The organism is Flavobacterium collinsii (assembly GCF_946903285.1).
In the GTDB taxonomy this organism is placed as follows: domain Bacteria; phylum Bacteroidota; class Bacteroidia; order Flavobacteriales; family Flavobacteriaceae; genus Flavobacterium; species Flavobacterium collinsii.
The window spans coordinates 3,417,655-3,431,963 of record NZ_OX336425.1 but is presented as its reverse complement, the minus strand read 5'-3'; the positions used below and the strand labels follow the sequence as shown (position 1 = coordinate 3,431,963).

The window sequence follows — 14,309 nt, the reverse complement described above, 5'->3', positions numbered from 1 at the left end:
TTGCACAGTCTTTATAGCGCTCTGGTCATTCCGGATGCGAATAAAGCAAAAAAAACAAAACCGTTTCAGCTTAGGTACTGAAACGGTTTCTTTATCTTAAAATTTCATCCTCTGAATCCTCACGGCATTCAATATGGCCAGCAAAGCTACGCCAACATCCGCAAAGACAGCTTCCCACATGGTTGCCAGTCCGCCAGCACCCAGAATCAGTACAAAAGCTTTTACAACAAAGGCCAGAGTAATATTCTGCCAGACAATTTTCTTGGTTTGTTTCCCAATGTTTATCGCCATAGGAATCTTACTTGGCTTATCGTCCTGAATGACAACATCGGCGGTTTCGATCGTAGCATCACTTCCTAAACCTCCCATCGCAATGCCGACGGTGCTCAAAGCAATTACCGGAGCATCATTTACACCATCGCCCACAAAGGCTACGGTTTCATTTTTGGCCTTAATTTCGTTTAGTTTATTCACTTTATCTTCAGGTAGCAAATCGCCAAAAGCATTTGTAATTCCCAGCGTATTCGCAACAAACTGTACGACATTGGTTTTGTCACCACTTAGCATGGTCACTTTAACACCTAACTCTTTTAACTTCGTTACCGCCTCTTGTGCATCTGCTTTAATTTCATCGGCAATCGTTAAATAACCGGCAAACTTTTTGTCGTAAGCTATGGCAATAGTCGTATAAACAACGGCATTGGGGTCAACATCGTAATTGATGTTGAATTTATCCATCAATTTGAAATTCCCTACATGCAGTTCCTTTCCGTTTATTGCTGCTTTTAAACCGTGTCCGGAAATCTCTTCTACATTTTTTAGCGTTATTGCGGGGTCAATTGGTCCCACATGATTATGAATCGCTGTCGCAACTGGGTGTGTACTCTGACTTTCCAATGCATTTACGAGTTTTAAAATTTCATCTTTATCAAAACCCTCCTGAAGGATAACTTCCTGAACTTTAAAGACACCCTCGGTCATAGTACCTGTTTTGTCCATCACAACATTCTGAATGGTTGAAATACTGTCTAAAAAGTTACTTCCTTTAAACAGGATTCCGTTTTTACTGGCTGCTCCTATTCCGCCAAAATACCCTAACGGAATACTGATCACCAAAGCACAAGGACAAGAAATTACGAGAAAAACCAATGCTCTGTACAACCAGTCACTAAACACATAATCGGATACAAAAAGCATCGGCAACAAGCAAATGGCAATCGCCAGATAGACTACAATGGGCGTATAAATCTTAGCAAATTTTCGAATGAACAATTCTGCAGGAGCTTTTTTAGTAACAGCATTTTGTACCATTTCTAAAATTTTAGACAATTTACTGTCGTTATAAGCTGTAGTTACTTTTACCAGTGCAATGGTGCTTCCGTTAATCATTCCGGCCAAAACAGCTTCGCCTTTTACTTTGGTGTCCGGTTTGCTTTCTCCTGTAAGCGCTGCGGTGTTAAAAGAAGCCGAATCGGAAAGTAATTCACCGTCCAGACCCAGTTTTTCCCCTGCTTTTAGCTGCACTATCGCTCCAATGACAACATCGGCCGCTTTCACTTTAGTCGCAACATTATTTTCCAAAACACTTACCTCATCAGGACGCTGGTCCAGCAGGCTCTTAATGTTTGATTTGGCACGACTGACTGCTAATCCCTGAAAATTCTCTCCAATGGTATAAAACAGCATCACAGCGACCCCTTCAGGATATTCACCTATAGCAAATGCCCCCAGGGTCGCAATACTCATCAGGAAAAACTCAGAAAACACATCGCCTTTTCTAATGCTTTCGTAGGCTTCTTTTAAAACAGGAAGTCCTACCGGCAAATAAGCGATAACGTACCAGGCAATTCTAACATAACCTGAAAACCAATTTTGTTCAAAATAGTTATCAAATCCAATTCCGATCAGCAGTAAACCAAGAGAAATAATGGCTGGCAAAAACATTTTAAACAAACTGCTGTCGCCACTATTACCGTGATCGTGTCCGTCATCATCCGAATGAACCGGTTCGTCATGTGCACAGCTGCAAGACGGTTGGTTTGTTTTTTTCTTTTTAATCTTTTCTTCTTTATGTAGATGTTCCATGAGAAATTTAAAGTTTAGGTTTCAAAGTTTCAAGTTTAAACTTTGTTTCAATAATGTTCTAAATTTACGGATTTTGTCTTAATAGTTTTTAGGTACCACAAATTAATCTCACAAAGGCAGAGAAAAGAGGTCTAAGATTTTTGATTAACGATTTTTGATTTCGGATTTGGTGTTACTTAAAAATATAATTGTCGACTTTATACGGTTTCAAACATCTGAAATCTTCAATCGTTAATCTTCAATCTAAAATCCAGAAGACTATTCAGGAACGCACTGTTATGCGTCTCTACAAAAACCTCTGAACCTTTGTACCTCTGAACCTTAGCACCTTTAAAAAAATCTAATGATCATGTTCTCCTCCGCCTTTCATCGCCGAAAGCAAATAAAAAGCTCCCTTAGTTACGATTTTTGCATTCGGAGCCACTTTATCTACAAATTTCACTTCTGTAAAGCCTAGATCTGTCGTACCCGGGATGACCTCAACTGCTCTAAAATGAACCTCTTTTTCATGATTCCCTTCTGCCGGTGTTTTCTTTTCTTCGTGGGCTTCTTCTTCCACATATACAAAGTATTTATCGGCATTTCGAACCACAGCATCCTTTGGTAATGCAGGAACAGTGGTGTTCGTGATGTTGATGTTTGCCGAAACGTACATCCCCGGAATCAGTCCTTTAGCATCAGCCGATTCGATTTTAGCGTGTACTGCAACGGTTTTACTTTCATTAGAAAAAGACTTATTAATACCGAAAATCTTCCCTTTAATTGATTTGTTCGACTGATTGGTTAAAACAAAATCAATGACCTGACCAATCGAAATAGATCCCAGGTCTTTTTCATACACATTCAAATCCAGATGCATCTGACTGTTATCGACCACTTCAAACAAAACAACACCTGTTTGGGCATAAGCGCCTTTTGCGATACTTATTTTCCCTACATAACCGTTTATTGGAGCTACAACTGGTACTAACGAAGTGCTTCCTTTGGTGCTTACATGTAGCGCTTCCAGTTTGTTCTTAGCAGCCTGTGCACGGGCTCTTTCTGCAGCCAATTTTGATTTTACTTCCTGAAATGTTTTCCTTGGATTTACATTTTCATCACTCAGGGTTTTCTGGCGGTTGTATTCCAATTGCAGATATTCAATATTAGCTGTAGCCGAATGGTATTCTTCCTGCATTTCAATTACTTCCAAATTTTGAATGGTCGCCAGTACTTTTCCTTTGTTAACGTACGTTCCTTCCAATACAAAAATATCCTTAACCGTTCCTCCTATTAAAGTCGAAACTTCTGCTGAATTTTGTGGCGGGACAGTTGTGTAACCATTGGCTTTTATCACCTTATTGAGGTTTCTATTTTCGACTAAATCTGTTTCGATCCCAACTGTTTTATATTGAGATTCGTTTAAAGCAACTTCGTTTTGTGATTTTTCTTCTTCTTTTGTTTCTTCTGTTTTCTTTTGACCACACGAAGTTAAAACGATGATAGAGGCTATAAGTAATGCCCAACTACCTAGCTTCCTTTGCGATAAAACTGCTGCAAATTTTACTGTTAAATGCTTATATGTCTGTTTCATTTTAATTGTTTTTGATGGTTGGAAATTGCAATTCGATTGCACTTTGATTAAAGTTATGGGTAGCCTCTGTATATTGTTTTTTAATATCAATCGCCTGATTTAAGAAACTGATGTACGACCAGTAACTCAGATCACCATTCGCATAACTTTTCTGGGCAGTACTGATAATCTGATCTGCGTACTGCAATCCCTCTTTCTGATAATAGTCCATTGCTTTCTGCTGTTTCTCAAAGTTGTTTTGCAACTCCGCTTTTTGCAGATTCAACGTTAGCCTGTTCTTATCCAAAGCCAGTTGCGACTGGGAAATACTTACTGCCGAAGCTTTTGCTTTTGCGGTATTCACTCCTCCAAACAACGGAATTTGCAATCCTGCCGTAAATCCCTGAAACAAAGATTCGGTATTGATTGTTTGTGCAAAATAACCCAATCCTACTTTTGGCGTTCGCATCGCTTTGTGCGTATTGGCTTCTTTCTGGTACACCGAAATTTGCTGTTGGTAAAAATCTGTCATTAAAACTTCTGCTTTCGAGTTTCCTTCTTCTTTCACCATAACATACTGCAATGTGGTTTGATCGTCGGGAATGATACTTTGATCCGTCTGAATAAAAAACTGCAACTGCTTTTGGTAAATTGCCAAATCGTATTCTAACTGTGCCTTTTGAGTTTCAATCTCTTTCACTTTGGCTTTGGCACTAATGACTTCAATATTTCCGCTTTCTCCGGTTTTAAAACGCAGTTCTGCATTCTTCAAAAACTTGGTATAAATCTCATTAAGTTCCGAGTTCAATTTCTGAATCGAAACGCCATACAGATATTGATAATAAGCCAGCGTTACTGCCTTTTCTACTTCATAAGAAGATAAGGCTTTTCGTTTTTCTGCCAGCTTCGCCAGTTCTTCCTGTAGCTGTCGATTGGCTTTTGTGATATTTCCCAACGGAAAAAACTGCTGAATCGAAACATTATGGTCGTAATCGGCACTATTGAACTGCCCTCCCTGGTATTGTACCTGAAGCGGATCTGGCTGAAATGCCGTCTTTTTTAAAATCGTTTGTTTCTCGATTTCCTTATCGGCAATCTTTAAATCGATATTATTTGATTTTGCCAGTTCGATTGCTTTCTCAAGACTTATTTTTTCCTGCGCCGTTGCGAATGTGGTTACGAACAAGAGTGCAAGTACCAGCTTTTTTGCCTTCAAAGCGCGCAATGCTTCTTTCGCAAGCTGCACAAAGGGGGTTTTATTATTATATATGGTATTCATTTTTTTCTTTTTTAATTCTTATTGTTCTCCTTGTAAATCTTCCCGCTCTTTGCGGTCAAATTTCTTCTCCAATAACAAATACAGAATTGGTAAAACGATTAACGTTAATAAAGTTGCTGAAACTAATCCTCCAATTACAACGGTTGCCAAAGGCTTTTGTACCTCTGCTCCACCGCTTGTTGACAATGCCATTGGTAAAAACCCTAATGAAGCAACAGCTGCGGTCATTAAAACCGGACGTAATCGGGTTTTGGTACCAATTAAAACTCTTTGTAGCGGGTCAAGAACTCCTTCTGTTTTGAGCTGATTGAAATATGAAATCAATACAATTCCGTTTAAAACTGCAATTCCAAACAAAGCAATAAAACCAATACCGGCCGAAATACTAAATGGCATTCCACGCATCCACAGTGCAAAGACTCCACCAATTGCCGACAATGGAATGGCTGTAAAAATCAATCCGGCCTGTTTGAAGCTTTTAAAAGTAAAATAAAGCAGCACCAGTATTAATCCTAATGCAATTGGGAGCGCTACCGAAAGTCGTTTAGTGGCTTCAATTAAATTTTCGAACTGACCGCCATAGGTTACATAATATCCTGCCGGAAGTTTATAGTCCTTCTCCAGCTTTTGCTGAATTTCCTCTACCACACTTTTTATGTCACGGCCACGAACGTTTAATCCAACCGTAATTCTACGTTTTCCGTTTTCACGAATTACCTGCACAGGACCTTGTTCGTACTCCACTGTGGCAACTTGCGAAAGCGGCACCTGTTGTCCGTTAGGCAGCGGAATAAACAAATTGCTCACGTCTGTAATATCAGCGCGATTGTTTTCATTCATGCGCACGACTACATCAAACCTTTTGCTTTCGTCGTAAATTTTTCCGGCACTTTCACCGGCAAAAGACGAACGTATAATCTGATTGATATCGGAAATATTCAATCCGTATAAAGCGATCTTATTGTAATCGTATTTCACTGTGATTTGTGGTAAACCTGTTACTTTATCGGCTTTTAGATCGCCAATTCCTTCGATACTCTTGATTTTAGAGATTAACTCTGTAGCTTTAGCATCCAGGATCTCCAGATCGTCTCCAAAAATCTTAATCGCAATATCACTACGACTTCCAGTCATTAGTTCGTTAAATCGCATCTGAATAGGCTGAGAGATCTCAATGTTGGCTCCCGGGATAACTTCCATTTCTGCCTTCATGGCATTTGCTAAATCTTCCCAATTATCATACTTTCCTTTCCATTCTTTCTTATCCTTCAAAACAATGATCAGATCACCACTCTCAATAGGCATTGGATCGGTTGGAATTTCCCCGCTACCGATTTTGGTTACGATTGTTTTGATCTCCGGGAATTTGGCTTTTAAGATCTGTTCGTATTTAGTCGTTGTTTCTACCATTTGCGTAAGCGAACTTCCCGTCATAATGGTAGCGTTTATAGCCAAATCACCTTCTTCGATGGTAGGAATAAATTCTCCTCCCATTGAATTAAAAATGACTAATCCTATTGCAAATAAACCCAGTGATACTCCTAACACTATCTTTTTAAACTGTAATGCTTTTTTCAAAAAAGGTGTGTAAACCGATTCCAGCCAGGCCATCATTCTGTCGCTGAAATTTTCTTTGTGTTCTGTACTTTTAGATAAAAATAAAGCACTCATCATAGGCACATACGTCAAAGAAAGTATAAAGGCTCCGGCAACGGCAAACCCTACTGTCATTGCCATAGGCTTGAACATCTTACCCTCTGTTCCTACTAAAGCCAAAATAGGCAAATACACGATCAGGATGATAATTTCTCCAAAAGCCGCACTGTTCCTAATTTTGGAAGCCGAATTGTAAACTTCAGCATCCATTTCGTTTTGCGATAATTCTTTTTTACGTTTGAGTTTCTGCAAGTGATGCATCGTGGCTTCAACAATAATCACAGCTCCGTCTACGATGATTCCAAAGTCGATCGCACCAAGGCTCATTAAATTCCCGCTTACGCCAAAGGCATTCATTAAAATAATGGCAAAAAGCATGGCCAATGGGATTACAGAAGCTACAATTAAACCTGCACGAAGATTCCCTAGAAATAAGATCAGTACAAAAATAACGATCAAAGCTCCTTCCAATAAGTTTTTTGTAACTGTTCCAATCGCATTATCGACCAATTTTCCTCTATCGATGAAAGCTTCGGCAACGACGCCTTCCGGCAAACTTTTATTGATCTGAACCATTCTTTCATGGATTCTATTAACTACTGCACTGGAATTTTCTCCTTTTAGCATCAAAACCATTCCAGAAACAATTTCACCTTTTCCGTCTTTCGTTGAAGCTCCGTAACGCAAGGCAACACCTTCACGAACTTCGGCCACATCACGAACCAGAACGGGAGAACCATTTCGGTTTTTTACCACCACGTTTCCTAGGTCTTTCGTTCCCTTTGCCATACCAACACCTCGGATGAAGTACGCAAACTGGTCTTTTTCGATATAAGCACCACCCGTATTTTGATTGTTTTTTTCGAGTGCGTCAAAAATTTCTGTAATCGTAACGCCAAGGCTATTTAGCGTATTTGGATTTACAGCAATTTCATATTGCTTCAGTTTCCCTCCCCAAGTACTTACATCGGCCACGCCTTTGAGACCTTGTAATTGCGGAATGATGATCCAATCCTGAATCGTACGCAGTTTTATGGCATCGTATTTATCTTCATAACCTTTTTTGGCATAAACGTCATATTGGTAAATTTCTCCTAAACCGGTGCTGATAGGTGCCAGCTCGGGCGAACCCGCATAGGCAGGAATATTTTCCTCGGCTTGTTTGAGTCGCTGAAATATTTGTTCTCTGGCCCAGTAGATATCGACATCGTCCTCAAAAACTACGGTAACCACCGATAATCCGAAACGCGAAATACTGCGGAGTTCTATGATATCCGGAACGGTCTTTACCGCCTGTTCTAATGGATACGTAATTAATTGTTCGACTTCCTGACTTGCCAAAGTAGGTGCTGTAGTAATGATCTGCACCTGATTATTAGTTACATCAGGTAGAGCATCTAACGGCAATTGTTTGAGTGAATAGCTTCCCCAGGCTATTAATACAAGGGTAAATAATAGTATAACGAATTTATTCTTTATACTAAACTGTATGATTTTATCTAACATTTTAATGGTATAATGACGTGAGAAATGAGACAAAGTATTGCCTATTTTACTGCTGCGGAATAGTCGCAACGCTCTTACCCGAATCCCGATTTGTCGGGGCGGGCATCATTATGCTATTTGAGGGGGTTGCCAAATGCTTCCGTAGAAATTGGAAGCAAAAACAGAAATGTAATTGGGTAACGGACTTGTGATAATAGAATGCGCAACAGGGAAATCAAAACTTAGAAAAGTCTGATAACTTAAAACCTGAGCACCACAACAATTGCACGCACAGAAGGGCGAACATAAATCGTTGTCTTTATCGTGTGAGTGATTTGCTTCAGAAGAAAACTGAGCAGTTTTGTGTGCAGCACTGTTTATTTCCATATCTGCACAGGGCATATTGGAAAGTGCCAGTAAATAAATCGATAATATGATTGTTATCCATTTCACATTGCAAAAATAGTATTTATTTCGATTCCAAAATCTAAATAATTGAATTTGATGTTTCTAAAAAAGATAAATGAGTCAGAAAAAACAGCAAAAATCTACCTTTTTTCAAAACATACTTTCTTAAAAAATAATATCGGTGATAAGAAATTTTAGTTAACCTTAACAATAATTAACTTTTTTTTCAGATTCACTATTCCAACACAAAAACAAACTATACACCTGTAAAACAAGAATATACACACTTAATTTCCTAAAAAAATACTAGCTCTTAATTTATTTGATGCCATTTTATTAATTAACAATAATAAACACGAAAATCAAGGAGAAATAAATACTAGTATCAGTCTCTTTCTTACTTTTAAATATCCAAATTTTCTTACAAATGTGCAGCGATAAAATTGTGGAGGAAAAAATCAACTATTAAAAGAAAGTCTAAATGCATACAATAGATAGTTGTACCTAACAGCCATACTATCTATTGGAAAAGGAAAAACAGCACAAAAAAGAGCCGCAAAAGAAACAGAACTGAATAAAATTATTCTTCCCGAAGATGAAGAACCAAAACCCAAAAAATAATCACCTGACTCCTTAATTTATGCTTTTTTTTTGTTTTTAAAGCATACTGCACGAAAAACGAATACCACCAACCTTTACTAAACTAATTTTTAAAACATTAGATCCCTTATTTTAACTCTTGCTTTATCCACAAAAGAGAAATCGTACAGCGAACCCAATTGGCCTAAATTTGAACCAGTAACATGAACTTAAATAAAGTACAATCGCAAAATTCCAAATTCAATTTTATTTAAAATCAGCTACAAAAAAAACTTCAAAATAAAAACATAACAAACTAATATAAAATAAATTACACACTTCATATAAAGTAATAATTTAAAATAAAATTCAAACAAAAAAATCACTTTTTAAATAGTTCAGCTGATGATATCAAGGCAAATTCTAACGTTAAAACCACAATAATTTTCCTCTGAAAAACTAAATAATTTGAAAGTGTACTTTTCATCTAAACACAACGATAAAATCAAGGATTAGCCTTTTACATGCTTTTTTTGACAAACACACTTTTTGAGGGACATTTTTCTCTGAAATTTAAAATTCAGCCCCGTTTTTCTATATTTTTTAAAAACAATATCGTCTTCTAAAACTTACAGAAGTTTTATTTTAGATAACAATAGCTAAAACACTGGAAATAAAAACACAACAACAACCAACCAGACAATGTGTCAGGCTTAAAATCAGTCTTTTTGCGCAATATTTTGCCACCGATATGTAATCCCTCCGGGATATTTTATCTTGCATTAATCAACGACCAATATGTAATCTCTCCGAGATATTTTTGCTGTTAGTAAAATGCCGACGCATTTACTGACGAAACTTTAGTGGGATACTCCGCTAGATATAAGATATCGGTACCTCTCACACCCATCCACTTCTTTTGCAGTGAATAAAATACCTACGCACTCAGAAATGAAACCTCAACGTGATACTCCGCTAGGAGTAAGATATCGGTAACACTCGCACACATCCACTTCTTATGTAATGAATAAAATGCCGACGCACTCAGAAATGAAACCTCAACGTGATACTCCGCCAGGAGTAAGATATCGGTAACAAAAAAAAAAAACTCTTAAGGCAATTAATTCCCTTAAGAGTTTCTTTTACCATAAAAATCCAGAGATACAAAGCACAAAACCTTTGCAACTCTGCCCCTTTGCCTCTTTGCCCCTCTATAAAGAAGCCATATCAATTACAAAACGGTACTTAATATCCCCTTTTAGCAACCTTTCATAGGCATCATTTACTTCATTCACACCAATCAGTTCAATATCGGCAGTAATATTATGTTCAGCGCAAAAATCAAGCATTTCCTGAGTTTCTTTGATTCCGCCAATTGCAGAACCCGCAAAGCTTCTTCTTCCTAAAATAAGACTGAACGAAGTTACCGGAAGAGGCTCCATTGGCGCACCAACCAGAGTCAAAGTTCCATCAACTTTTAGCAAATTAAGATATTCGTCGATATTATGCTCTGCCGATACACAATCCAGAATAAAATTCAGGCTTTTGGCATGTTGTGCCATTTGCTCTGGATCTGTAGACAACACTACCTCATCTGCACCCAGACGTTTTGCATCTTCAGTTTTAGACAATGAAGTTGTAAAAACCACAACATGTGCCCCCATAGCTTTCGCTAATTTGATTCCCATATGTCCCAAACCACCAATACCAACGATCCCTACTTTCTGTCCGGGACCAACATTCCAGTGCTTTAATGGTGAATACGTTGTGATACCGGCACAAAGTAAGGGAGCAACTCCTGCAAGATCTAATTTATCAGAAATATGCAGTACATAATTTTCATCCACCACTATACTTTGAGAATATCCTCCAAACGTCTGTCCGCCTAAATGAGTATCCGGAGAATTAAAGGTTAAAGTGCTGCCGGCATCACAAAATTGCTCTAAATCGCCTTTGCAATGCTCACATTCTCTGCAAGAGTCAACCATACAACCTACTCCGGCTAAGTCGCCAACCTTGAAGTTTTTTACATGATCTCCTACTTTTGTAACTCTTCCCACGATCTCATGACCCGGAACTATTGGATAAATTGTGCCATGCCATTCGTTTCTCGCCGAATGCAAATCCGAATGACAAATTCCACAGTATAGAATTTCTATTTCAACATCATGAGCCAATACCGCTCTGCGTTGAATGTCTAAGGTTTGCAACAGCGCGTCTGCAGCCTCTGTACCAAAGGCTTTTATGTTTTTTACTTCCATGTTTTTATTGTTTTTTTAGTTTTATTTGTTTCAGGTTTTATTTGTTTCAGGTTTTATTTGTTTCAAGTTTCACATAATCAAAACACAAGTCTTCCCATTCAGAATTTTCTAATTATCTAATTAAATCACTTCCCGTAACTGTAATACTCCTCATCGGTTACACTATCGAGCCAGATTCCGGTTCCTTTATCAATTTCAGTGATAATGGCAATGTGAGAAAACGAACTAAAGGGTGTCGCCCCGTACCAATGTTCGATTCCGGGCAGAATCGTAACCACTTCATCTTTATGAAGCAATCGAACCGCCTTGCCTTTTTCCTGAAAATAACCAATTCCGTTTGTAGCAATAAATAACTGCAGCGTTGGATTAACATGCCAATTACATCTCGATCCGGGTTCAAAAGAAACCTCTTTAATAACCGTATTATCAGGATGAATGTTGCTGGTTTGTTTTTTATACGAAACATCGCCAGTCATATAAGTATTGGGGACTTTCCCCTCTTCAATAACAGAAGTATAAAGTGTTGACATAAAAATTGTGTTTTTTGAGATTGATTTATTAACTAACATGATCCGACAAAAGCCGCTCCCTTGAATTGCAGAACAACGCAACACTTGCACCTAAAATCATTTAAAGCTGTTGTACTGTTCATCAGTGACCGGTTCAAGCCAGTCTACAATGCCTTTTTCAATATTGGTACTAATTGCGATATGAGTAAATTCACCGTCCGGAGAAGCTCCATGCCAATGTTTTACTCCTGGCTGAATATTCACAACATCTCCCTGCTGTAGCAATTGAATTGATTTTCCTTCTTCCTGATAAAAGCCCTTTCCTTGGGTGACGATCAAAATTTGTCCACCAGGATGCGTATGCCAATTATTGCGCGCTCCGGCTTCAAAAACCACGTTACCAACCGCAGTATTCAAAACCGGATCACTTAGAACCAGCATTCTAACCCACACTTTCCCTGTAAAGTAATCCGCTGAAGCTAAATCTCCTTTAGGAAAAATGGTTTTAACAAATTGATTTTCTGAAGTATTCATAATTATTTGTTTTTTACCACCAGTTTAAACTAAATCATGAAAGCGGGAATGTGCTTTGTGAAGTATTATTTAGCTTATCGAAAACTGATTAATGATTAATACTAATTATTTCAATGCAAATTTACAGTGGCAAAGACGCAGAGCGATAACAATAATCAAACAAAAAATTAAGAATATGAAACAATTTACACTCTAAGTGATTTTGGAATTGTTCCTGTAATTCTTTTAAAGTAGTTATTAAAATAGCTTGGATATTCAAATCCCAGAGAATATCCGATATCCGAAATACTCCAATCTGTATGCTGTAGCAAAGCTTTGGCTTCACCAACAATTCGCTCTGAAATATGAGTCGTTGTAGGTTTTCCGGTAATTTCTTTCACTGAACGATTCAAATGATTCACATGAACAGCCAAACTCTGCGCATAATCCTGAGGTGTTTTTAGCGCTAATGGTTCATTTTTGGTTTCTATTGGAAACTGTCTTTCCAACAACTCTAAAAATAACGAAGTAATTCTGGAAGAAGCATTTCTCGGTTTAAAGAAATTCTCAGAAGGCTGCATTTTCATCGATTCATGCAAAATCAAATTGATATAATTGCGTATTAAATCATCTTTAAAAATATAATCTGTCTCTTGTTCTTCGATCATCTTCTGAAATAAAGAATCTATAAACAGCTTTTGATCAACTGATAATGAAAAAATAGGCGTACCTCCAATTTTAAAAAGTGGCGATTCGTGAAGGCTTTCTGAACGGTCTTTTACCTTCAGAAAATCTTCGGTAAAAACACAGGCATACCCTTCATAAGAAGGCGAAATGATTTCCCAAGAGTATGGAATATGTGGATTTCCGAAAAACAATATCGTTCCGTCCGTTTCGATTCCCCTGTCTGCATAATGAATAAAACTCTTGCTGGTATTGATGCAAATCTTATAAAAGTCCCTCCGGTTGTAAGTTGGAATCTTACTCACATCTCCATTTACTTCATATACTTTAAAACCTTTTAGCTTTAAATCACCAATGCCAAGTTCTGAACCCTGTTCTTCTAGTTGCTCTTTCATGTTGCAAAGTTATGAAAATCAAACAAACAATATTGAAGTTGTTTTTTTTGTTTCAGGTTTCAAGTTTCAAGTTTCAGGTTTCAAGTTTCAGGTTTCAGGTTGAAACCAGTTTTGTGGTGAAATTGCTAAAGTTCAATTTTGTTGACCCGCTGCTTAAAAAAAACGGCTGTTTCTTATTTCATAATCAAATCTCAACCATCAGGCATTTATTTTTCATAAAAAAGCTTGTTATTTTATACCAATCGGTATATATTTGTATTCTTATTTTCAATTCTCATGAGTAAAGCCGAAAAAACCAAGCAATTTATTATAGAGAAAACCGCTCCCATTTTCAATATGAAAGGGTACAGCGGCACTTCTATGAGTGATATTACCGAAGCAACGGGGCTTACAAAAGGGAGCATTTACGGTAACTTTGAAAACAAAGACGAGGTAGCCCTGGCCGCTTTTAAATTCAATGTAAAGAAACTTCAGGATGCTTTTACACAGGAAATCGAAAAGCAAACCACTTTTAAAGACAAATTACTTGTTTATCCAAGACTCTACTCCGATTATTATGAGTTAAGAATCACTCAGGGTGGATGCCCTATCATCAATACTGCCACCGAAGCTGACGATACGCACCCGGTGCTTAAAAAAAAGGTTGAAAGTATAATTATTGCATGGAAAGAAAAATTGGTCTATTTCATCAAACAGGGTATTGCGGCTGGAGAATTTAAAGCCGAATCAATAGATCCGGAAAAAACCGCTCTAACCATCATTGCTATTATCGAGGGTGCCGTTATGATTTCTAAAATAACGGGCGACCTGTCTAATTTATCCACTATTATGCTTTCACTAAAAAAGATAATCGATGACTTAGAATAAAGTCAATAAAACAACATCCTTTTTTTTAATTAAAAA

General features: G+C 37.6%; 11 protein-coding genes. 2 read left to right on the top strand and 9 right to left on the bottom strand.

Features of this window, described 5'->3' with window-relative positions; genetic code table 11:
• Positions 1-96: 96 nt before the first annotated feature.
• The 5 genes from OGZ34_RS14270 to OGZ34_RS14250 form a co-directional block, all read right to left on the bottom strand.
• Positions 97-2,085 (bottom strand): heavy metal translocating P-type ATPase, encoded by a 1,989-nt coding sequence (locus OGZ34_RS14270; protein ID WP_263360634.1) that lies wholly within the window; start codon positions 2,083-2,085, stop codon positions 97-99.
• A gap of 340 nt (positions 2,086-2,425) precedes the next feature.
• The gene (locus tag OGZ34_RS14265; RefSeq protein WP_263360633.1) at positions 2,426-3,658 is read right to left on the bottom strand and encodes an efflux RND transporter periplasmic adaptor subunit; all 1,233 of its coding nucleotides are present in this window, start codon (positions 3,656-3,658) and stop codon (positions 2,426-2,428) included.
• 1 nt (position 3,659) lies between these two features.
• Complete coding sequence (locus OGZ34_RS14260; RefSeq protein WP_263360632.1) at positions 3,660-4,916, bottom strand: TolC family protein; 1,257 nt, start codon at positions 4,914-4,916, stop codon at positions 3,660-3,662.
• An 18-nt stretch (positions 4,917-4,934) separates the two neighbouring features.
• Entirely contained in the window at positions 4,935-8,078 is a 3,144-nt protein-coding gene (locus OGZ34_RS14255; protein WP_263360631.1) for an efflux RND transporter permease subunit, read from the bottom strand.
• A gap of 108 nt (positions 8,079-8,186) precedes the next feature.
• A complete protein-coding gene (locus OGZ34_RS14250; RefSeq protein WP_246253149.1) occupies positions 8,187-8,510 on the bottom strand; it encodes a DUF6660 family protein in 324 nt (107 codons plus the stop codon).
• 453 nt (positions 8,511-8,963) lie between these two features.
• Here OGZ34_RS14250 and OGZ34_RS14245 point away from each other — a divergent pair, with 453 nt between their 5' ends.
• Positions 8,964-9,086: a hypothetical protein gene (locus OGZ34_RS14245; protein WP_263360630.1), complete on the top strand. Its 123-nt coding sequence runs from the start codon at positions 8,964-8,966 to the stop codon at positions 9,084-9,086.
• Positions 9,087-10,255: 1,169 nt separating this feature from the next.
• Here OGZ34_RS14245 and OGZ34_RS14240 read toward each other — a convergent pair.
• The 4 genes from OGZ34_RS14240 to OGZ34_RS14225 all read right to left on the bottom strand — a co-directional run bounded on the left by OGZ34_RS14240 (position 10,256) and on the right by OGZ34_RS14225 (position 13,406).
• A complete protein-coding gene (locus tag OGZ34_RS14240; protein ID WP_263360629.1) occupies positions 10,256-11,305 on the bottom strand; it encodes an NAD(P)-dependent alcohol dehydrogenase in 1,050 nt (349 codons plus the stop codon).
• A gap of 125 nt (positions 11,306-11,430) precedes the next feature.
• A complete protein-coding gene (locus OGZ34_RS14235) occupies positions 11,431-11,835 on the bottom strand; it encodes a cupin domain-containing protein (protein WP_263360628.1) in 405 nt (134 codons plus the stop codon).
• A gap of 96 nt (positions 11,836-11,931) precedes the next feature.
• Positions 11,932-12,348, bottom strand: a complete 417-nt coding sequence (locus OGZ34_RS14230) for a (R)-mandelonitrile lyase (RefSeq protein WP_263360627.1) — start codon at positions 12,346-12,348, stop codon at positions 11,932-11,934.
• Between the two features lie 185 nt (positions 12,349-12,533).
• Positions 12,534-13,406 carry a helix-turn-helix domain-containing protein gene (locus OGZ34_RS14225; protein WP_263360626.1) on the bottom strand — a complete coding sequence of 291 codons (873 nt, stop codon included), beginning with the start codon at positions 13,404-13,406 and terminating at the stop codon, positions 12,534-12,536.
• A 276-nt stretch (positions 13,407-13,682) separates the two neighbouring features.
• Between OGZ34_RS14225 and OGZ34_RS14220 the strand changes: the two genes are divergently transcribed.
• Positions 13,683-14,273, top strand: coding sequence for a TetR/AcrR family transcriptional regulator (locus OGZ34_RS14220; RefSeq protein ID WP_263360625.1), 591 nt, complete (start codon positions 13,683-13,685; stop codon positions 14,271-14,273).
• The last annotated feature ends 36 nt before the right edge of the window (positions 14,274-14,309 follow it).

Excerpts from the sequence above, each read along its gene's own strand:
- OGZ34_RS14265 (WP_263360633.1), bottom strand. The coding sequence starts at position 3,658 with ATGAAACAGACATATAAGCATTTAACAGTAAAATTTGCAGCAGTTTTA.
- OGZ34_RS14220 (WP_263360625.1), top strand. The coding sequence starts at position 13,683 with ATGAGTAAAGCCGAAAAAACCAAGCAATTTATTATAGAGAAAACCGCT.
- OGZ34_RS14255 (WP_263360631.1), bottom strand. The coding sequence starts at position 8,078 with ATGTTAGATAAAATCATACAGTTTAGTATAAAGAATAAATTCGTTATA.
- OGZ34_RS14225 (WP_263360626.1), bottom strand. The coding sequence starts at position 13,406 with ATGAAAGAGCAACTAGAAGAACAGGGTTCAGAACTTGGCATTGGTGAT.
- OGZ34_RS14235 (WP_263360628.1), bottom strand. The coding sequence starts at position 11,835 with ATGTCAACACTTTATACTTCTGTTATTGAAGAGGGGAAAGTCCCCAAT.
- OGZ34_RS14260 (WP_263360632.1), bottom strand. The coding sequence starts at position 4,916 with ATGAATACCATATATAATAATAAAACCCCCTTTGTGCAGCTTGCGAAA.
- OGZ34_RS14230 (WP_263360627.1), bottom strand. The coding sequence starts at position 12,348 with ATGAATACTTCAGAAAATCAATTTGTTAAAACCATTTTTCCTAAAGGA.
- OGZ34_RS14240 (WP_263360629.1), bottom strand. The coding sequence starts at position 11,305 with ATGGAAGTAAAAAACATAAAAGCCTTTGGTACAGAGGCTGCAGACGCG.
- OGZ34_RS14270 (WP_263360634.1), bottom strand. The coding sequence starts at position 2,085 with ATGGAACATCTACATAAAGAAGAAAAGATTAAAAAGAAAAAAACAAAC.